We start from the raw sequence: 18,442 nt of genomic DNA, 5'->3' as shown, positions 1-18,442 counted from the left end.
CTCCGACCATGAAGTTCGGGATCGCCTTCGCCAACATCGTCACCTTCACCCAACACGAGGGGTTGGTGACCCTCGCCCAGAGCGCCGAGGCCGCCGGCTTCGAGTCGCTGTGGACCATCGAGCACGTGATCTACCCCGAGGGCTACGAGTCGTCGTACCCGTACGACCCGAGCGGGAAGATGATGGCGGACGCCTCCACCCCGATGCCCGACCCCCTCATCTGGCTCGCCTTCGTGGCCGCCGCCACCACGACGCTGCGCCTCGGAACCGGCATCCTCATCCTCCCCCAGCGCAACCCCGTGGTCCTGGCCAAGGAGCTCTCCACTCTGGATTCGCTCTCCGGGGGCCGGGTCGAGCTGGGCATCGGTGTGGGCTGGCTGCGCGAGGAGTTCGACGCGCTGGGCATCCCGTGGCCCCGCCGCGGCGCCCGCACCGACGAGTACATCGAGGCGATGCGCGCCCTGTGGGACGGTGACCACGCCTCCTACAACGGCGAGTTCGTCGACTTCACCGACGTCAGCAGCAACCCCAAGCCCGCGAACGGGCGGGTGCCCATCCACATCGGCGGGCACAGCCGCTTCGCCGCGGAGCGGGCCGGCCGCCTCGGCGACGGCTTCTTCCCGGGCAAGGGCGACATCCGCGAGCTCGTCGACATCGTGCGCCAGAGCGCGGCCGACGCCGGCCGGGACCCCGAATCGATCGAGATCACCTACGGCGACGCCGAGCTGATGACCGTGCCCGGCCCCGAGAAGGTCGATGAGCTGGCGGCGCAGGGCATCGACCGTGTGGTCGTCCCGTCGTTCATCTTCCTCGGCAACCCGGCCGAGCAGCTCGCCGAATTCGGCGAGAAGATGATCGCCCCGGTGAACGGCTGACCGTCTCCCCAGCTCGGGACCTTCGGCCGTAGGCGGCCGCAGCGGCCGAGCGCACAATTCGGCCATGACCACGTCGATCGCGCCCCATCACGGCACCTTCTCCTGGGAGGGCCGCCGCCTCGCCTACGAGGAGTACGGCGAGGGCGACCAGGTGCTGCTGTACATGCACGGGATCCTCATGGACTCCGAGATGAACCGCGACCTCGCCGCCGCCCTCGCGGCCCGGGGCCACCGAGTGGTGCTGCTCGACCTGCTCGGCCACGGGCAGAGCGACAAGCCCACCCACGCCAGCGAGTACCGGATGGACACCTACGCCCACCAGGTGGCGGCCTGTCTCGACCACCTCGGGGTCGAGGAGGCCGTGATCGGGGGCGTGTCGCTGGGCGCCAACGTCGCCCTGCAGGTGGCCGTGCGCGCCCCCGGCCGGGTGACGGCGCTGGTGCTCGAGATGCCCGTGCTCGAGTGGGCCGTGCCCGCTGCGGCGATGCTCTTCACGCCCCTCGTGCTCGGCCTGCACTACGCCCGGCCGTTGTTCACCGGCCTCGCCGCCGTGGCCCGCCGCTTCCCGGACACGCCCATCGCCGCCCTCAACAGCACCGTGCGAGGGTTCTCGTCGTCCCCCGACGTGCTGGCCGCCGTGCTGCACGGTGTGCTCGTCGGGCCCGTGGCACCGTCGGCCGACGAGCGGGGCCACATCAAGGCCCCCACCCTGGTGATCGCCCACAAGCGCGACCTCATCCACCCGTTCTCCGACGCCGAGAACCTCGTCGAGCAGCTCCCCGACGCCGACCTCCTCTCCGCCCACAGCTCCGCCGAGCTGCGCCTCTTCCCCGAGCGCCTCACCGGCGAGATCGCGTCCTTCCTCGACCGCGTCTGACCGCGACGATGGCCGGCGGCGCCCACCCGCCCCGCGCCCGCGCCAGCGCCCCCACCTTCCCTCGTTCTGGTACCCCGTCGGCGACGCTGGCGTTGCAGGGGACGTACCAGAACGGGAGCTGAGGGCGGCGCGGCGCGACGCGGCTCAGCCGGGGGGTGGGTCGGCGGGGAGGTCGGGCGAGAGGTACAGGGTGACGCCGAAGCGACCGCGGTCGATGCGGTCGTGGTCCCAGCCGCCGCGGATCCGGGCGGCGCAGGTGGCCATGCCGTAGCGACCGATGGCGGCCACCACCGCTGGCCGGCAACGGTCCGCGTGGTCCCCCACCACCCGGCCGACGTCCACGCCGTGGATCCGCACCCCGAGCGGGTTCGGGTCGTGGCTGTTGCCGGGCAGGGGCACGAGCTCGGCCGTCACCGCGAGGTCCACGCCGTGGGGCCGGCGGCCCCCCGCCAGCTCGAGCAGCTCGCGCTGGTGCCGTGACTCCCCCACGACCGGGACGGCCGGGCCCAAGGGCAGGGTCGTGGCGCCGTGGGGGCTGGGGGGCGACGGCGCGGTGAGCAGGTCGTCGACCGGCAGGTGCAGCTGCTCGAGGTGTGGGGGGCGCTCGACCCGAGGGTGGCGGGCCAGGTCCAGGAGCCAGTCGGGCGCGGCGGCGAGGTGGGCGTCGGCCGGAGGCTCGGACGGCACCCATCGGTAGGCGTCACCCGCGGGATGGGCCGACGGCGGGCAGATCACGACGCCGCCGCCGTCGGCCTGCACGGACACGCCGTGGGCCACCGGGCCGCTCAGGACCCGAGGGCCCTCGTGGCGGAACCAGCACTGGCGCTCCCTCCCGGCGAGACGGACCTCGGCGGTGGCCGGCAGCGGGCCGAGCTCGTCCTCGAGGTGTGCGAGGGTGCCGTCGCCCCCACCGGTCTCGTCGACGGTCACCACCAGCAGCCCGGAGAGCATGCCGGTGACCACCCCCACCCCGGCCGCGGGGTGGCGCCGCCACCAACGGCGCAGCTCGTCGGCCGTGGCCCGGTGGTGCTCGGCCGGCTCGAGGTCGACCAGCGCCTCCACCGCGCCGGTCGCCGGGTCCACCCGCGCCGGCACCACCGACCACCCGCGCACCGCGGCGGCGAGGGCTGCGTCCAGCATCGAGGGAGTGGCCCGAGGCACGTCCACCCCACCAGTCAACCTCAGTGCGCCTCCGGAGCTCTCGCCCGCCCGTCACGGGGCGCTCCCAGGCCGTCGTAGGCTCGCGCCGTGATCGGACCCGGCGACTATCCCGATCGAGCGGCACTGGAGACGGCCTTCGCCGCCCACGTCGACCCCGGCAAGGTCGACATCTGGCGCATGGGCGGGCTCCAGCTCGTGATGGGCGATCGCGAGGGCGCCCGCTTCCAGGACGCGTACTCGGGCCGCTGGTTCTACAACTGCCACTGCAACGGCGGCGTGTTCAACCTGGGCCACCGCAACCCCCGGGTCCTCGCCGCGGTCCAGGCGGCGATGGGCCACGCCGACATCGGCAACCACCACCTGGTCAGCCCCTACCGGGCGGCGGCGGCCGAGCGCCTGGCCGCCACCACCGACGGCGCCCTCCCCGGCGTGGTGTTCTCCGTCGGCGGCGGTGAAGCCGTCGACCTCGCGCTCAAGCTGGCGCGGGCCCACACCGGGCGGAACACCATCGTGTCGGTCGAGGGCGCCTACCACGGCCACACCGGCCTCGCCCTCGCGGCCGGCGCCGGCAGCGAGCGGGCGCTGTTCCACAACGAGCTTCCGGGCTTCGCCAAGGTCCCCTACAACGACCTCGACGCCATGGTCGCGGCCGTCGACGAGCGCACGGCCGCGGTCATCCTCGAGGCCATCCCCGCCACCGCCGGCTTCCCGATGCCCGAGCCCGGTTACCTCGCCGGCGTGCGCGCCGCGTGCGACGCTGTCGGTGCGCTGCTCGTGATCGACGAGGTGCAGACCGGCCTCGGCCGCACCGGTACCACCTGGTACGTGCAGCAGGAGGGCGTCACCCCGGACGCCCTCGTCACCGGCAAGGGCCTCTCCGGCGGCGTGTACCCCATCGCCGCCACCCTGCTCAGCGCCGACCTGCACCGGTTCTTCGGCGAGCACCCCTTCTCCCAGGTCTCCACCTACGGCGGCGCCGATCTCGGGTGCGTCGCCGCCGCCGAGGTGTGCGACATCATCGGTGAGCCCGGCTTCGCCGAGCGCGTCCAGGCCGTCGGCGCCCATTTGGAGGCGTCGTTCGCCGACCTCCCCTTCGGGGTGCGCCGCCGGGGCATGCTCCTCGGCCTCGAGTTCGCCGAGGAGCACGGGGCCATGACCGCCATGAAGCGGCTCTTCGACGCCGGTCTCTACGCCTTCTTCGCCTCGTTCGACCCCCGGGTGCTCCAGTTCAAGCCGCCCCTCACCGCCACCGACGACGACGTCGAGGCCATCGTGGCCATCGTGCGGGGCACCTTCGGCACCAGCGCCGACTGACGGGGACGCCACCCGGACCCCTATCTTTTGTCGCTCGCTGTGTCATAAGATCGGCGCATGCCGACCAACGAGACGTTCGAGTCGTTCGAGCCGTTCGAGGGGGTGATCGGCCGGACCCTGGCCGACTCCACCCCGTGGTGGCCCACCCCGCCCCACCCGGGACCGGACGCCCCCAACGTCGTGGTCGTGCTCATCGACGACCTGGGGTACTCGCACTTCGGGTGCTACGGGTCCGACATCGACACCCCCAACATCGACCGCCTGGCCGCCGGAGGCCTGCAGTACACGAACTTCCACGTCACCCCGGTCTGCTCCCCCACCCGGGCGGCGCTCTTGACCGGCCGCAACCACCACGAGGTCGGCATGCGCTCGATCTCGAACTTCTCGAGCGGCTTCCCGCACATGCGCGGCCACATCACCAACCACGCCACGACGATGGCCGAGGTGCTCCGCGACGAGGGCTACACCACCTTCGCGGTCGGCAAGTGGCACCTGTGCGCCATGGAGAACGCCTCGGCCGCCGGCCCCTACGACCAGTGGCCGTGCCAGCGGGGCTTCGACCGCTTCTACGGCTTCATGGAGGGCGAGACCGACCAGTTCCACCCCGAGCTGGTCTACGACAACCACATGGTCGAGCCCCCGGCCACGCCCGAGGAGGGCTACCACCTCAGCGAGGACCTGGTCGACCACGCCATCGGCTTCGTGCACGACACCGTGTCGATCCGCCCCGACCGACCCTTCTTCCTCTACCTCGCCTTCGGCGCCACCCACGCCCCCCACCAGGCGCCGGCCTCCTACCTGGAGAAGTACCGGGGCCGCTACGACGAGGGCTGGGACGTCGCCCGTGAGCGCTGGTTCGCCAAGCAGGTCGAGCGGGGCCTCGTGCCCGAGGGCACCGAGCTGGCCCCCCGCAACCCCGGGGTCGAGCCGTGGGACGAGCTGCCCGAGAACCAGCGCCTTCTGGCCGCCCGTCTCCAGGAGGCGTACGCGGCGTTCCTCGACCACACCGACGACCAGATCGGGCGCGTCGTCGACGAGCTCGAGGCGCTCGGCCAGCTCGACAACACCATCATCGTGGTGCTCTCGGACAACGGGGCCAGCCAGGAGGGCGGCCCCTTCGGCGTCATGCACGAGATGAAGTTCTTCAACTTCCTGATCGAGACCCCGGACGAGGCGGTGAAGCGCCTCGACGACATCGGCGGCCCGAACAGCCACGCCAACTACCCATGGGGCTGGGCCCAGGCCGGCAACGCCCCGTTCAAGTGGTACAAGCAGAACACCCACGAGGGCGGCGTCCACGTGCCCTTCATCGTCCACTGGCCGGCCGGCATCAGCGACGCCGGCGGGGTGCGCGACCAGTTCCACTGGGTCAACGACGTGGCGCCCACCATCTACGAGGCCGTCGGCACCACCGCCCCGGAGGTGTACCGGGGCTACGAGCAGATCCCCGTCACGGGAACCTCGATGCGCTATTCGTTCGACGACGCCGACGCGCCCAGTGCGAAGGGCGTGCAGTACTCCGAGATGATGGGCCACCGGGCCATCTACGCCGACGGCTGGAAGGCGGTGACCCGCCACACCCAGGGCGTCCCCCTCGACGAGGACCCGTGGGAGCTCTACCACTACGAGGTGGACCGCTCCGAGTGCCACGACCTCGCCGCCGAGCACCCAGAGAAGCTCGCGGAGCTGGTCGAGCTGTGGTGGCGGGAGGCGGAGGCGCACAACGTCCTGCCCGTCGACGACCGCCTCATCGAGCTCTTCGGCACCCGCTTCCGGGACGGCTCCCCCCACCCAGAGAGCCGTCGGTACACCTATTACCCGCCCATGACCCCGCTGCCCGCCCAGGTGGCCGCCGCCATCGGTGGGCGCAGCTGGGACCTCGAGGCCACCATCGAGCGCCCCGAGGGCGCCGGCGGCGTGCTGTACGCCAGCGGCACCGCCAACTCCGGCCTGTCGGTGTTCGTCCAGGACGACCACCTGGTGTTCGACTACAACTGCTTCGGCGACCACCACGTGGCCACGTCGAGCGTGCCCGTGCCCACCGGACGGTCGGTGGTGGGGGTCCGCTTCCGACGCGCCGGTAGCGAGGCCGACGCCACCCTCGTCATCGATGGGGCCGAGGTCGGCGAGCTGCACCTGCCTTTCGCCATGCGCATCATGAGCAGCGTCGGCCCCAGCGTGGCCTACGACCACGGCTCGCCCGTGAGCGATCGCTACGCGGGCGAGTTCGCCTTCGAAGGGCGCCTCGAGCGGGTGGACATCGCCCTGGTCACCCCCGGCGGCGACGGTGCCGCGGCGCGGGTCGAGGCCGCGGAGGACGCCGCCACCGACGAGCGCTCGACGATGTCGCGCCAGTGACCGAAGCGCCGCCGCCCGTGCCGTCCGCCGCGCCGACATCGGTCGCGTTCCACTTCGACATCATGTGCCCCTACGCCTACCAGACGTCGATCTGGATGCGGACGGTGCGCGACGCGCTCGACCTCGATGTCGCCTGGCGCTTCTTCAGCCTCGAGGACATCAACCGCGAGGAGGGCAAGAAGCACCCGTGGGAGCGGCCGTGGTCGTACGGGTGGTCGATGATGCGCATCGGGGCACTGCTGCGCCGCATCGACATGGACCTGCTCGACCGCTGGTACCTGGCGGCGGGCACGGCACTGCACGTCGACGGGCGCAAGCCCCATCGGCCCGAGGTGGCCGAGGCGCTGCTGGTGGAACTGGGCCTCGACCCCGCCTACGTCCAGGAGGCCATCGACGACCCGACCACCCACGACGAGGTGATGGCCGACTACCAGTTCGTGGTCGAGCGGGGCGGGTGGGGCGTGCCGACCCTCGTGTTCGAGGACGACCAGACCTTCTTCGGGCCGGTCCTGATCGACCCGCCGGCCGGCGCCGCCGCGGTGCGCCTGTGGGACCTCGTCCTCGGCTGGCGGGAGTTCCCCCACGTCTACGAGCTGCAACGGCCGAAGCGACGAGAGGACATCGCCGCCATCGCCACCGCGTTCCGCCCGTATCTCGAAGCCCGAGACTGGATCAGCATCCAGAAGGAGACCCCCTGATGGCCACCATCGTCGACCGTGACCTCACCGTCCGCCTCCTCACCGAGCAGTTCTCGGCGCTGGGCGACCTGTACTCGGGGCTCTCCGCCGAGCAGTGGGAGCTGCCCACCTGCCTGCCCGGTTGGTCCGTGCGCGACCAGCTCACCCACCTCCTCGGCACCGAGGCCTCGCTGCTCGGCGAGCCGATGCCCGACGTCGACGTCTCCGGCTTCGAGCACCTGCGCAACCCCATCGCCCAGGCCAACGAGGCATGGGTCGAGAGCGTGCGGGCGACGCCCCCGGCCGACGTGCTCGCCCGGTGGCGGGACGTGACCGGCCGCCGCCTCGAGGCCCTCGGCGCCATGAGCCAGGCGGACTTCGACGCCCCCTCGTGGACGCCGGCCGGCCCGGACGAGACGTACGGCCGCTTCATGCGCATCCGCCACTACGACTGCTTCGTGCACGAGCACGATGCCCGCGCCGCGGTCGGGGCGCCCGACCGCGACGACCCCGACCACGTGCGGTCGGCGCTCGACGAGGTGGCCACCGGCATCGGCTACATCGTGGGCCGCAAGGCGGGAATGCCCGTCGGAACGCGGATCCGGATCGACCTGACCGGTTCGGTGGACCAGACCTACTTCGTCGACATCCCCGAGCGGGCCCGGGTGGTGGACGAGCTCGACGGCGAGCCCACCGTCGGCCTCCGCCTGCCCACGATGCTGTGGCTGCGCCTCACCGCCGGCCGCCAGCAGGCCGAGCCGCACCTGGGGTCGGACATACTGCTGTCGGGTGACGAGGACCTCGCCCGCCAGCTCGCCACCCATCTCGCCTTCACCATCTGAGCGGCCCGTCCCCTCCCGCCTCTGCCCATGAGCACACCCACGACCCGATCCCCTGCGACCGCCACCGACGATGGCGCCGTCGAGACCACGAGCGTCGACGGCCGCACGGCGCGTCGCGACCGGAACCGGGACGCCGTGCTCGACGCCGTCATCGAGCTCTTCACCGAGGGTCAGGTCGAGCTGGTGGCCGCCGACGTGGCCGAGCGGTCGGGCGTCTCGCTGCGGTCGGTGTACCGCTACTTCGACGACCTCGAGGCCCTGGCCCGGGCGGCAATCGCCCGCCAGACCGAGCGCTTCGCCCCCTTGGCCGCACTGGCCGACGATCGCAGCGGCACCCTCGACGAGCGCATCGACCGCATCGTCGACGTCCGTCTGCGCCTCTACGAGGCCGTGGGCGCCACCCGGCGGGCCGCCATCCAACGGGCCGCCTCGAACCCCATCCTTGCCGACCAGCTCGAGCGCACCCGGGTCCTGCTCGACCGCCAGGTCGAGGCGCTGTTCGCCCCCGAGCTCGACGCCCTGGACCCGAAGGTCCGGGCCACCGTCGCGCCGGCGCTCGACCTCCTGCTCACCTTCGAGTCCTACGACCAGCTCCGCCGCACCCGTCGCCTGAGCGGCGCCGAGACGCGCCGCGTCCTGCGCGCCACGCTCGCCCGCCTGCTCACCTGATCCGAGCGCGGACGTCCCGGCCGGACGTCAGTGGGCGGCGGCGAGGTCCTCGTCGGCAGCGTGGTCCTGCGCCGCCAAGAGGGCCATCATCTCGCGGGCGACCATGGGGCCCGCGTTCTGGTTCTGGCCGGTCACGAGGTTGCCGTCGACCACCCAGTGGTTGGCGAAGGGGTCACGGAAGGCGTGCTCTGACTCGAAGTCGGCGCCCATGGACCGCAGCTCGGTCTCCGGGTGGTGCGGCGTGGACTCGATGCCCAGCTCCTGCACCTGCTTGTCCGTGACGGCCGTGACCTTGCGCCCTTCGACCAGCGGGCGGCCGTCGGGCGTCGTGGCGTTGCGCAGGCCGAGCGGCCCGTGGCAGACGCCGCCGATGACCTTGCCGGCGGCGTTGGCCTCGGTGACCTTGGCAGCGAGCTCGTCGGAGAACCCGAAGTCGAACGCCGCCCCCCAGCCCCCGGCCAGGTAGACGAGGTCGTACCGGTCCATGTCCAGCTCGCCCACCGCGAGCGAGTCGGACACCTTGCCCTTCAGGGTCTCGTCGGCGAGGAAACGGTCGTCGGCCGGGCTCCGCAGGACCGGCTTGAGCGAGAGCGGGTCGACGGGGATGGTGCCGCCGAGGGGGCTGGCGACGTCGACGTCCATGCCGGCGTCGAGGAAGGCGTAGTACGGCACCGTCATCTCGGAGGCGTACACGCCCGTGGCCTTGCCGATGTCGAGCACGCCGTGGTTCGTGCAGACGACGAGGGCGCGCCGTCCGGCCACGTCGAGGTGGTGGTCGGGCTCGACCTCGTCCTCGGGGTGCATGCCCAGGCGCTGGAGGCCCTTGCGCAGCAGGCGGGCCGGCAACGGCGGGCGCTTGGCGTCGTGGGCGGCGCTGATGGCGTAGGGCCAGGGGGTGTTGCGCTCGGGCACCGAGCGGGTGCGCTCGTCGGCCAGGCGCTCACGGAGGTGGGCGAGGACGGCGGCCGCGGCCGGATCCTTGGCCCGGTTGTCGGCCTCGACCGCGTCGGCCTCGAGGTCGTAGAGCTCCCACTCGTCGGCGAGGGGTGCGTCCCGGTGGGTCGTGCCACCGGGGCCGTTGGCCGCCCGCTGGCGCTCGTGGGGCTCGCTCCAGGCGGCGGGGTCGTCGAAGGTGCGGACGATCTTCCAGAGGTGGCCGGCGCCGCCGGCGGCGACGTCCTCGGGCACGCGGGCGACGAGGCCCTCGAAGTTCGAGCCCACGTGGGCGGGCAGGGCGATACGCAACGGCAGGGGGGCGTGCTCGTCGAAGCCGAACAGGCGACCGACGGCGGAGGTCCCGGTGTCGCCCTCGAGGATGTGGTCGCGGGTCATCAGGTACACGGCGCGGGCCTCGGCGTCTCGGCGGGCGGCGTCGTCCCCGTCCACCAGGGGCGTGAGGTCCCGGCCGGGCAGCGGGTGCAGCTCGGTGAAGTCCGGGCGGAGCTCCTCGGCCACCGCGGCCTCGTCGATGCCCGCCGCGGCGAGCAGGGTCGGCACGATGTCGACGTGGGAGGTGGCCAGGTCGTCGACGACGGTGGCCGTGGTGGCCCGCTCGCCGATGCGGGCGATCGAGAACGGCACCCGGGTGCACTCGTCGTACAGCTGGTACCACTTCTGGTGCAGCCCGCCGTGGGCCCCGAGCAGGTCGCCGTGGTCCGCACTGAGCAGCAGCACCGCCTCAGCCGAGCCACCATCGGTGACGGCCTTGCGCACCCGGTCGAGGGGAGTGTCGACCTCGGCGTGCAGCCGGTAGTAGAGGTTCCGGTAGAGCTGCGCGCCCTTGGTGTAGAGGCGCTTCATCCCCGGGGCGAGCCCGTAGCCCGTGTAGTACGCGTCGCGGTAGGCGATCTGGGCCGCCGGCTTGGTGCGGAGGTCCTCGTCGGCGGTCGGGGCCGGCGGGACGTCGGGCGGGTCGAGGGGGGACGGGTCGAGCGGGTTCTTCCGCCGCCACACGGGGTACAGCACCACGTCGTGGGGGTTCACGAAGCTGGCCACGAGCAGGAAGGGCTTGAGTGCGTCGGTGTCGCCGGCGCGGCGACGGGCGTAACGATCCTCCAGCCAGGCAACCACCCGGTCGGCGATGAGCGGATCGCGACGCACGCCGCAGTCGGCGATCTTGGATCCGTGGGGCTCGGGGCCGACCCAGCCGGAGAAGCCGAAGGGATCGAGACAGTCGGCGTCGAGGTACGCCTGGACGCCTTCGGGGATGGGCGTGCCGTCGTCGGTGTTGGTGGCCAGCGAGCCGCCGGTCTCGGGGTCGTGCAGGTCGGCGTGGGTGATGTGCCACTTGCCGTCGTAGTGGGTGTCGTAGCCCGCGGCGCGGAACCAGTGCCCCAGAGTGGGCACCTCGCCCTCGCGGAGCCAGCGCATGCGCGAGTCGTCGGCCCGCTTGCCGAGCCCGTCGGTCTGGGTCACGCCGTGGACGTCGGGGTACTGCCCCGTGAAGATCGTGGGACGGCTCGGCACACAGGCCAGAGACCCCGTGTAGTGACGCCGGAAGCTCACGCCGTGCTCGTCGAACCAACGGTGACCGGGGAGGGCACGTTCGCGCCACGCCAGCACCTCGGGCGCCTCGTAGGGCGGAACGGCCCGCTCCTGATCGGTGAGGATGACCACGACGTCGGGGCGGCCGTCGGCGGCGCCGATCGGGGTGGTGCCACCGGCGGGGGTACGGCCGTTGCCGTTGTTGGTCGCGTGATCGGTCATGACCGCGGAGCCTCCGGATCGGTGTGGTCGTGGGCGGAGAGACCCGCCACGAGGTCGTCGGCCGCCTTGCCCAGCACGCGCCCGAGGATGCGCTGGCCGATGCGGCCGCGGGGCCCGCCGAGCGGCTCGATCGTGGTGGTCAGGGTGACGGCGGTGGCCCGGGCGTCACCGGGCACGGCGGCGAGGTCCCACCGGTTCTCCACCCGCTTGGCCAGGGGCGGCAGACCGTCGAGGGTGTACGCGAGGGCCTGCGGCGGATCCCACACGGTGACGGTCTCGATGAGCACGACCCGACCCGCCTGCACCCGTCGACCGGCGCCGACGCCCTCGGTGGCCTCGGTGGTGGCCGCCGAGTGATCGACCTTTCCCGCCCACTGGCTGATCTGGTCGAACGCGGCCAGCGTGGCCCACACGGCGTCGGGCGCCGCCGTGATGGTGGCGGATCGCTCGAGGGTCACCTCGTTCATGTGGCAGAGCCTATGCCGGAACTTGCCGAGATGGTCCTGCCGGACGAGCGGCGATCTGCCCGTGGCGCCCGGCCGCCTTCGTGACCGGGCTCAGGTCGTCTGGGACACCCGCCGCCCGGTGATGGACGTGGCCGTGATGGTGAGCCAGTGGTCCTTCTCCCCCGCCGCCCAGGGGCGCAGGGGCAGATGGGCGAGGCGGCTGCGGTGGGACTCGCTCACCACCTCCTCGGCCCGACCGGCGACGACCACGCTCCATCCCTCGCGGCGGTCGACGTCGAGCTCGTCGATCTCGAACGACACCGCCGTCTCCCGCACCGCGCCGTCGAACTTCGAGCCGGGGGCCGTGCGGAACACCACCGCGTCGCCGTCCATGGCGTAGTTGACCGGGAAGATCAGCGGCCGTCCGTGCGACACGACGGCGAGACGCCCGACCTGCTGGTCCCGCAGGAGCGCGAGGCAGTCGTCCTTGCCCAGACGCTCGATGCCGGTGCGGTCGTCGATGAGCTGCATGGCCTTGATGGTCGTCCGGCCCCTGCGGGCGGGCCAGGGCCGTTGGTCCCGAGTGGCCACCGGGGCCGCCGCGGCGCCTCCGTCGTAGACTCGTCGTCCCGGCCCGCGCGCTGCCGCGCGGCCTGCTGCGAGGAGGCCCCAATGTCCGAGCTGGTCACCGACGCCCGTGCCGCACTGGTCGAGCGCCTGAGCAAGCGGGTCACCCTCGCCGGCGACGCCCGCGACGAGATCGAGGTCATCGCCCCCTTCACCGGCGAGTTGCTCGGCCGCACGCCGGCGGGCACCGAGGACGACATCGACGAGGCCGTCCGTCGGGCCCGCGCCGCCCAGCCGGCGTGGGCCGCGCTCCCCTGGCGGGACCGGGCCAAGGTCCTGCTCCGCTTCCACGACCTGGTGCTCGACCGCCAGGACGAGATCCTCGACCTCATCCAGCTCGAGTCGGGCAAGGCCCGCCGCCACGCCTTCGAGGAGGTGCTCGACGCCGCCCTCACCTCCCGTTACTACGCCTTCCACGGCAAGGCCCACGTCGCACCCAAGCGCCGCCGGGGCGCCCTGCCGGCGCTGACCCGCACGACCGAGCTGCACCACCCCAAGGGCGTGATCGGGTTCATCACCCCGTGGAACTATCCCCTCGTCCTGGGCATCGCCGACGCCCTGCCGGCGCTGCTGGCGGGCAACGCCTGCGTGATCAAGCCCGACCGCCAGACCCCGTTCTCCGCGCTGTGGGCGGTCGAGGCGCTGGTCGAGTGCGGCCTGCCGGACGAGGTCGTCCAGGTCGTCACCGGCCAGGGCTCGTCGCTCGGCAGCCCGCTGATCCAGCGGGTCGACTACATCATGTTCACCGGCAGCACCGCCACGGGGAAGCTGATCGCCGCCGAGGCCGCCGGGCGCCTCATCGGCGCCTCGATGGAGCTCGGCGGCAAGAACGCCATGGTCGTGCTCGACGACGCCGACCTCGACGCCACCGTCGAGGGGGCAGTGCGGGCCTGCTTCTCCAACGGCGGCCAGCTCTGCATCTCGATGGAGCGCCTCTACGTGCAGGACGGCATCCACGACGAGTTCGTGCGCCGCTTCGCCGAGCGCATCTCGGCCATGGAGCTCAGCGCCTCGCTGGGATGGGGATCCGAGATGGGCTCGCTGGTGTCGAAGAAGCAGTTGGCAACAGTGGTGGAGCACGTCGACGGCGCCGTGGGTGCCGGGGCCACGGTGCTCGCCGGCGGCAAGGCCCGCCCGGACCTCGGCCCCTACTTCTACGAGCCCACCCTGCTCGACGGCGTCACCGAGGACATGGACGTGTGCCGGAGCGAGACCTTCGGGCCCGTCGTGTCCACCTACCGGTTCGCCACGGTCGACGAGGCCATCGAGCGGGCCAACGACAGCGTGTACGGGCTCAACGCCAGCGTCTGGACCAAGAACACCCGGCGGGGCCGCGAGATCGCAGCCCGCCTCCAGGCCGGCACCGTCAACGTGAACGAGGCCTACGCGGCGGCGTGGGGCTCGCTCGACGCGCCGATGGGCGGCTTCAAGGAGTCGGGCCTCGGCCGGCGCCACGGCCGCGAAGGCATCGCCAAGTACACCGACGCCCAGACCGTCGCTGTCCAGCACCTCGTGCCCATCGCCCCCTTCGCCGGCCTGTCGGTCGAGAGGTGGGCCGGCCTCATGACCAAGGCCCTCCGCCTCCTCAAGCACGTTCCGGGGCTGCGGTGACGACCCGGCGCCGACGCGTCACGGCGTCGGCCTTGGCGGGCCTCGCCCTCTCGCTGGCCGTCGTGGCCTGCTCCAGTGGCGAGGACGACGACGCCGCGTCCACGACCCAGGCTCCGGACGCGACGACGACCACGACGACACCGCCGCCGACCGCTCCCCCGGAGACCGCGCCGCCCGCGGCGGCGGGGGTGCCGGTGGCACGCGTCGGCGGCGCCGGCCCGAACGCCGACGACGAGCTCTCGCTCTGGGCCGAGGACCACGACCTGACCGTCGAGTGGTACGCCGGCGATGGCGCGATGGTGGCGGTGTACCGGGGCCTCCCGATCGGCGGGCCCGCGCTCTGCCTCACCAATGCCCTGGAGACGGTGGCCTTCACCGAGTTCGAGGGACAGACCATGGCCCCGACCGCCGACGATGGTTGCGCGGGTGGCACCTTTGCGGAGGGCACCGTCGAGACCTGCCGGGACGTGTACGTCTACACCACCGCGATCCCGGTGGCGGCGCCGGCCAGCCGGCTCTTCGCCAACGTGCAGCTGTGGAGCGACGGAGCCATCGAGGCCGACCTCAGCAGCCTCGAGTTCCTCGAGGCCGCCGCGCCTCCCTTCGATCCCGCCGCCCTCGGCTGCTGACCGGTCGGGTGCCCGTCCGGCCGGCGACCGGAAATCGGTGGCCGTCAGGTGGCGCGGCTGCTCCGATGGGGACATGACGCCGGCGCTGCCCGACGGTTGGACGTGGCGGCGGCCGGCCGACCCCGAGGACGACGCCGCCGCGGTCTTCGCCCTCGTGGCGGCGTGCAACGAGGCGGTCATCGGTGTCGCCGACTGGACGCTCGACGACGCCGTCGAGCAGCTCGGCGAGCCCGGCTTCGACGCCGAGCGGGACGGCTGGCTGGTCGTCGACGCCGACGGCGCCCTGGTCGGCTTCGGGTGCGTCCAGCACGAGGGCGACGACCAGGTGGGCGCCGAGGTCTTCGCCTTGGACGATCAGATCACCCAGTGGCTGCTGGGTGAGGTCACCGCGAGGGCCGACGAGCTCGCCCGATCCGCGGGGCACCGCGCCGCCACGATCATCTTCGGCGTCTACCGGCAGGACGAGGCCCGACGCGCCCTGCTCACCGAGCACGGCTACGAGTCGGCCACCACCTTCCACCGCATGCGCATCGACCACGACGCCGCCGCCTCGCCGGTCGAGCCGCCGGCGGCCCCGGCGGGCGTCGTCGTCCGCCAAGGGCCCGGCGACGAGGCCTTCCGCCGCACGGCCCACGAGATCAAGGAGGCCTCGTTCCGCGACCACTTCGGCCACGTCGTCGAGCCGTACGAGCGCTGGCACGCCCAGGTCGAGGCCTCACCCACCCGGGACTGGGAGCAGCTCTGGGTGGCCGACGTCGACGGCACGCCGGCGGCGATGCTCCACGCCCACGACGGGTTCCTGGCCGACGAGGACTGCGGCTACGTGAGCCACGTCGGCGTCCTGCCCGAGTTCCGGGGACGGGGCCTGGCCAAGCTGCTCCTCCACACCGCCTTCGCGTCCGACGCCGCTCGCGCGCGGGCCGGCACCCTCCTGCACGTCGACACCAACAACACGACGCCGGCGCTCGACCTTTACCTGGATCTCGGCATGCGACCAGTCCTCGTCATCGACGCCTGGCGCCGCCCCGGCACCTGACGCCACCCGTTCTGGTGCCTCGCGTGCAACACCTGGGGAGCGTCGATCTTTCCAGCGGCGCCTGCATACGGCCAGCGCGGCCGAGCGTTTCCCCTGGTGGGAATGCATCGTCGCGCAGGTCCGAGCATGGCTATGCGTTCTGGTCCCATTGCACGACAGCCCCCTGCGTTGCCAACTCGCTACCAGAACGAAGGGTTCGGTCAGCGCCGGCGGGTGAGGTGGGTGCGGTAGTCGGACAGCCAGGGGCCGACGGCGGCGGTGGCACGGCGGGCGCGGGCGGCCTGGCCCCGCGCCGCCACCACCGGGCGGCGGGCGTCGACGCCGGCGGCGTAGGGGGAGTTGGCGAGGATGAAGCGGCGCACGACCGGGGCCGCGGCGCGGATGACCGCGAGGCGTGAGCCGAGGAGCCCGCGGATGTCGTCGAGGTAGTCCGAGTAGTAGCGCTGCTGGTAGCCGAGCAGGGCCTGGCTCTCGTCGGTGTCGAGCCAGTCCGTGTAGAAGCGGCGGTCGCCGAAGGCGTCGACGGGCAGCGGGGCCACCCCCATCACCGCGAGGCTCTCGTTGAGCCAGTCCCGGTAGAGGGCCCGCTTGTCGGCGCCGCCGGCGATGTTCAGGGTCTTGCCCGCCACCGCCTCGTTCCCGACGGTCGCCGCCAGCGCGGCGGCGACGTCCCGGGGGTGGGTGAACTCCACCCGGGTCTCGGGGTGCAGCTCGAACACGAACGGGATGATGGGCACCAGCGCCACCGGCGGCGTCATGCCGAGCCGGAAGACGGTCCAGCGCAGGCCCGACGCCCGCACCAGGGCCTCGCACTCCACCTTCTGCCGGGAGTAGTTGTCCTCGGGGTGGGGCTCCTCGTCCACGGTGCGCGGGCCCGTGGCGTCGGCGTTGCGCCCATAGACCTGCGCGGTCGAGGTGAAGGTGATCCCGGGCGGCGTGGCCGAGGCGGCGGCGGCGTCGAGCAGGGCGCGCATGCCGCCGACGTTCACCGCGTACGCGGCGAGCTGGTCGGCGTCGGTGGCGGGCGGGATGACCGCAGCGAGGTGCAGGACGTGGTCGACCCCGCCGACGGCGCGGCTGAGCAGGTCACGGTCGGTGATCGAGCCCCAGCACCGGTCGACCCGGGCGCTGAAGCCGGCGGCGACGGCGCGATTCGCCTTCGACGGTAGGTCGAGGGCCCGCACCCGCAGGCCCCGGTCGACCAGTTCGCGCACCGTCGCCGCGCCGACGTTCCCGCAGGCGCCCGTCACCAGCACCATCGGCCTCACGAGAGCGCCTCCGCTACGGCGACCGCGGCCTCCTGAGCGGCAGCCACCGCGAGGGCGACGTCCTCGCCGGTGTGGGCCGCGGACACGAAGAACTTCTCGTGGGCCCGGAGGATGCCGCGGTCGAGCAGGAAGTCCGAGAAGCAGAGGTTGGCGAAGGCGTCGGCGGCGAGACTCGACCGGTGGTCCACCACCGGCTGGTCGGTGAACCACGTGTGGAACGCCGCCGGCTCGCCCAGCACCTGCACGGGCAGGCCGGCCGCCGTGATGGCCTCGCCGACGCCGGCCATGAGCGCGCGGCCCGTCGCCTCGAGCTCGTCGTAGAAGCCCGGTCGGCGCAGCTCGCCGATGACCGCCAGCGCCACGGCCATCGCCACCGGGTTCGAGGAGTACGTCCCGGTCTGCATGGTGAAGGGAAGGCCGGACATGCGCCGCACCGGGTCGGCCAGCTCGAGCAGATCCGCCCGACCGCAGATGGCGGCGAAGGGCACGCCTCCGGAGATGGTCTTGCCGAGGGCGCACAGGTCGGGCACGACGCCGTAGCGCTCCTGGCCGCCTCCGAGGGCGAGACGGAACCCGGTGACCACCTCGTCGAAGACGAGCACGATGCCGGCGTCGCGGGTGACCCGGCGCAGGCCCTCGAGGAAGCCGGGCGCGGGCACGAACGTGCGCTGCATCGGCTCGACGATCACGGCGGCGAGCTCGTCTCGGTGCTCGGCGATGATCGCCTCGGCGGTGGCCAGGTCGTTGAAGGGCGCCACCAGCACCTCGGGCACCACCGCGGCGGGGATGCCGAAGGTGTCGGCCACGGCCGCGGGGAACGGCGGCGGGTCCCAGTTCCACTGGGTGCTGACCATGGCGTAGTCGTGCATGCCGTGGAAGGCGCCCTCGAACTTGAGCACCTTGTCCCGCCCGGTGGCCGCCCGGGCCAGGCGCAGGGCGAAGAAGGTGGCCTCCGAGCCGGTCGAGTGGAACGACACCTTCTCCGCGCACGGCACCGTCTCGCACAGCGCCTGGGCCAGCTCGACCGCCGAGGCGGTGAGGACGAGATGGGAGGTGCCCCCCGCGGCGGCCCGACCGATCGCCTCCAGCACCGCCGGATGGGCGTGGCCGAGCACGTGGGGCCCCGACCCGAGGAGGAAGTCCACGTACTCGTTGCCGCTGCGGTCCCAGAGGCGGCTGCCCGCGGCCCGCTCGACGATGAACTTGCGGCCCTCGTCGAGCGACGGGCCCCGGGTGCCCTCGGGGAACAGCCGGCGCGCCTCGTCGAGCAGTGCGGCCTCCTCCGCGGTGCGCGGCCGCCTCGGCGACAGCCCGGCCATCAGCGGGTCACCCCGCCACCCTGTCGT

The 18,442-nt window shown here is 72.8% G+C and carries 16 protein-coding genes; 10 read left to right on the top strand and 6 right to left on the bottom strand.

Translation table 11 applies throughout. The annotated features are described in order from the left end of the window. The first annotated feature begins 8 nt into the window (after positions 1-8). Positions 9-875, top strand: coding sequence for an LLM class F420-dependent oxidoreductase (locus JNK12_00185; GenBank protein MBL8774307.1), 867 nt, complete (start codon positions 9-11; stop codon positions 873-875). 64 nt (positions 876-939) lie between these two features. Beyond that, the gene (locus JNK12_00180; GenBank protein MBL8774306.1) at positions 940-1,752 is read left to right on the top strand and encodes an alpha/beta fold hydrolase; all 813 of its coding nucleotides are present in this window, start codon (positions 940-942) and stop codon (positions 1,750-1,752) included. A gap of 144 nt (positions 1,753-1,896) precedes the next feature. On the opposite strand, the gene JNK12_00175 is transcribed toward JNK12_00180, so the two are convergent. Next, positions 1,897-2,892, bottom strand: coding sequence for a bifunctional DNA primase/polymerase (locus JNK12_00175; protein ID MBL8774305.1), 996 nt, complete (start codon positions 2,890-2,892; stop codon positions 1,897-1,899). Positions 2,893-3,000: 108 nt separating this feature from the next. On the opposite strand from JNK12_00175, the gene JNK12_00170 reads away from it, so the two are divergent. The 5 genes from JNK12_00170 to JNK12_00150 are packed head-to-tail and all read left to right on the top strand — an operon-like array spanning position 3,001 to position 8,773. Continuing rightward, positions 3,001-4,227: an aspartate aminotransferase family protein gene (locus JNK12_00170; protein MBL8774304.1), complete on the top strand. Its 1,227-nt coding sequence runs from the start codon at positions 3,001-3,003 to the stop codon at positions 4,225-4,227. A 57-nt stretch (positions 4,228-4,284) separates the two neighbouring features. Continuing rightward, the gene (locus tag JNK12_00165) at positions 4,285-6,585 is read left to right on the top strand and encodes an arylsulfatase (protein MBL8774303.1); all 2,301 of its coding nucleotides are present in this window, start codon (positions 4,285-4,287) and stop codon (positions 6,583-6,585) included. Further along, positions 6,582-7,283 carry a DsbA family protein gene (locus tag JNK12_00160; protein MBL8774302.1) on the top strand — a complete coding sequence of 234 codons (702 nt, stop codon included), beginning with the start codon at positions 6,582-6,584 and terminating at the stop codon, positions 7,281-7,283. Before JNK12_00165 ends, JNK12_00160 begins: the two co-directional genes overlap by 4 nt. Then, positions 7,283-8,104 (top strand): maleylpyruvate isomerase family mycothiol-dependent enzyme, encoded by an 822-nt coding sequence (locus JNK12_00155; protein MBL8774301.1) that lies wholly within the window; start codon positions 7,283-7,285, stop codon positions 8,102-8,104. Before JNK12_00160 ends, JNK12_00155 begins: the two co-directional genes overlap by 1 nt. 27 nt (positions 8,105-8,131) lie before the next feature. Then, on the top strand, positions 8,132-8,773 hold the full coding sequence (locus tag JNK12_00150) for a TetR/AcrR family transcriptional regulator (GenBank protein MBL8774300.1): 642 nt from the start codon (positions 8,132-8,134) through the stop codon (positions 8,771-8,773). A 27-nt stretch (positions 8,774-8,800) separates the two neighbouring features. Here the strand turns inward: JNK12_00150 and JNK12_00145 are convergent, their stop codons facing one another. The 3 genes from JNK12_00145 to JNK12_00135 all read right to left on the bottom strand — a co-directional run bounded on the left by JNK12_00145 (position 8,801) and on the right by JNK12_00135 (position 12,456). Continuing rightward, positions 8,801-11,479 carry a sulfatase-like hydrolase/transferase gene (locus JNK12_00145; protein ID MBL8774299.1) on the bottom strand — a complete coding sequence of 893 codons (2,679 nt, stop codon included), beginning with the start codon at positions 11,477-11,479 and terminating at the stop codon, positions 8,801-8,803. Beyond that, positions 11,476-11,946, bottom strand: coding sequence for an SRPBCC family protein (locus JNK12_00140; GenBank protein MBL8774298.1), 471 nt, complete (start codon positions 11,944-11,946; stop codon positions 11,476-11,478). Before JNK12_00140 ends, JNK12_00145 begins: the two co-directional genes overlap by 4 nt. Before the next feature lie 90 nt (positions 11,947-12,036). Next, the gene (locus JNK12_00135; protein MBL8774297.1) at positions 12,037-12,456 is read right to left on the bottom strand and encodes a pyridoxamine 5'-phosphate oxidase family protein; all 420 of its coding nucleotides are present in this window, start codon (positions 12,454-12,456) and stop codon (positions 12,037-12,039) included. A 141-nt stretch (positions 12,457-12,597) separates the two neighbouring features. Here JNK12_00135 and JNK12_00130 point away from each other — a divergent pair, with 141 nt between their 5' ends. The 3 genes from JNK12_00130 to JNK12_00120 all read left to right on the top strand — a co-directional run bounded on the left by JNK12_00130 (position 12,598) and on the right by JNK12_00120 (position 15,828). Continuing rightward, positions 12,598-14,163: a succinate-semialdehyde dehydrogenase (NADP(+)) gene (locus JNK12_00130; GenBank protein MBL8774296.1), complete on the top strand. Its 1,566-nt coding sequence runs from the start codon at positions 12,598-12,600 to the stop codon at positions 14,161-14,163. Continuing rightward, the gene (locus tag JNK12_00125) at positions 14,160-14,792 is read left to right on the top strand and encodes a hypothetical protein (GenBank protein ID MBL8774295.1); all 633 of its coding nucleotides are present in this window, start codon (positions 14,160-14,162) and stop codon (positions 14,790-14,792) included. The genes JNK12_00130 and JNK12_00125 overlap by 4 nt, the downstream gene beginning before the upstream one ends. A 73-nt stretch (positions 14,793-14,865) precedes the next feature. Further along, on the top strand, positions 14,866-15,828 hold the full coding sequence (locus tag JNK12_00120; GenBank protein ID MBL8774294.1) for a GNAT family N-acetyltransferase: 963 nt from the start codon (positions 14,866-14,868) through the stop codon (positions 15,826-15,828). Positions 15,829-16,028: 200 nt separating this feature from the next. On the opposite strand, the gene JNK12_00115 is transcribed toward JNK12_00120, so the two are convergent. Together JNK12_00115 and JNK12_00110 are read right to left on the bottom strand one after the other, a co-directional pair. Beyond that, the gene (locus JNK12_00115; protein ID MBL8774293.1) at positions 16,029-17,087 is read right to left on the bottom strand and encodes an NAD(P)-dependent oxidoreductase; all 1,059 of its coding nucleotides are present in this window, start codon (positions 17,085-17,087) and stop codon (positions 16,029-16,031) included. 5 nt (positions 17,088-17,092) lie between these two features. Continuing rightward, a complete protein-coding gene (locus tag JNK12_00110; protein MBL8774292.1) occupies positions 17,093-18,415 on the bottom strand; it encodes an aminotransferase class III-fold pyridoxal phosphate-dependent enzyme in 1,323 nt (440 codons plus the stop codon). Positions 18,416-18,442 lie beyond the last annotated feature (27 nt).

The organism is Acidimicrobiales bacterium (assembly GCA_016794585.1).
Taxonomy (GTDB): domain Bacteria; phylum Actinomycetota; class Acidimicrobiia; order Acidimicrobiales; family DATDAH01; genus JAEUJM01.
Note: the sequence above shows the minus strand (reverse complement) of the source record. Positions and strands in the feature narration are given on the sequence as shown.

Bases quoted from the DNA above. Each gene is read 5' to 3' on its own strand.
- JNK12_00185 (MBL8774307.1), top strand. From the start codon at position 9: ATGAAGTTCGGGATCGCCTTCGCCAACATCGTCACCTTCACCCAACAC.
- JNK12_00180 (MBL8774306.1), top strand. From the start codon at position 940: ATGACCACGTCGATCGCGCCCCATCACGGCACCTTCTCCTGGGAGGGC.
- JNK12_00175 (MBL8774305.1), bottom strand. From the start codon at position 2,892: ATGCTGGACGCAGCCCTCGCCGCCGCGGTGCGCGGGTGGTCGGTGGTG.
- JNK12_00165 (MBL8774303.1), top strand. From the start codon at position 4,285: ATGCCGACCAACGAGACGTTCGAGTCGTTCGAGCCGTTCGAGGGGGTG.
- JNK12_00155 (MBL8774301.1), top strand. From the start codon at position 7,283: ATGGCCACCATCGTCGACCGTGACCTCACCGTCCGCCTCCTCACCGAG.
- JNK12_00150 (MBL8774300.1), top strand. From the start codon at position 8,132: ATGAGCACACCCACGACCCGATCCCCTGCGACCGCCACCGACGATGGC.
- JNK12_00145 (MBL8774299.1), bottom strand. From the start codon at position 11,479: ATGACCGATCACGCGACCAACAACGGCAACGGCCGTACCCCCGCCGGT.
- JNK12_00140 (MBL8774298.1), bottom strand. From the start codon at position 11,946: ATGAACGAGGTGACCCTCGAGCGATCCGCCACCATCACGGCGGCGCCC.
- JNK12_00135 (MBL8774297.1), bottom strand. From the start codon at position 12,456: ATGCAGCTCATCGACGACCGCACCGGCATCGAGCGTCTGGGCAAGGAC.
- JNK12_00130 (MBL8774296.1), top strand. From the start codon at position 12,598: ATGTCCGAGCTGGTCACCGACGCCCGTGCCGCACTGGTCGAGCGCCTG.
- JNK12_00120 (MBL8774294.1), top strand. From the start codon at position 14,866: ATGACGCCGGCGCTGCCCGACGGTTGGACGTGGCGGCGGCCGGCCGAC.
- JNK12_00115 (MBL8774293.1), bottom strand. From the start codon at position 17,087: ATGGTGCTGGTGACGGGCGCCTGCGGGAACGTCGGCGCGGCGACGGTG.
- JNK12_00110 (MBL8774292.1), bottom strand. From the start codon at position 18,415: ATGGCCGGGCTGTCGCCGAGGCGGCCGCGCACCGCGGAGGAGGCCGCA.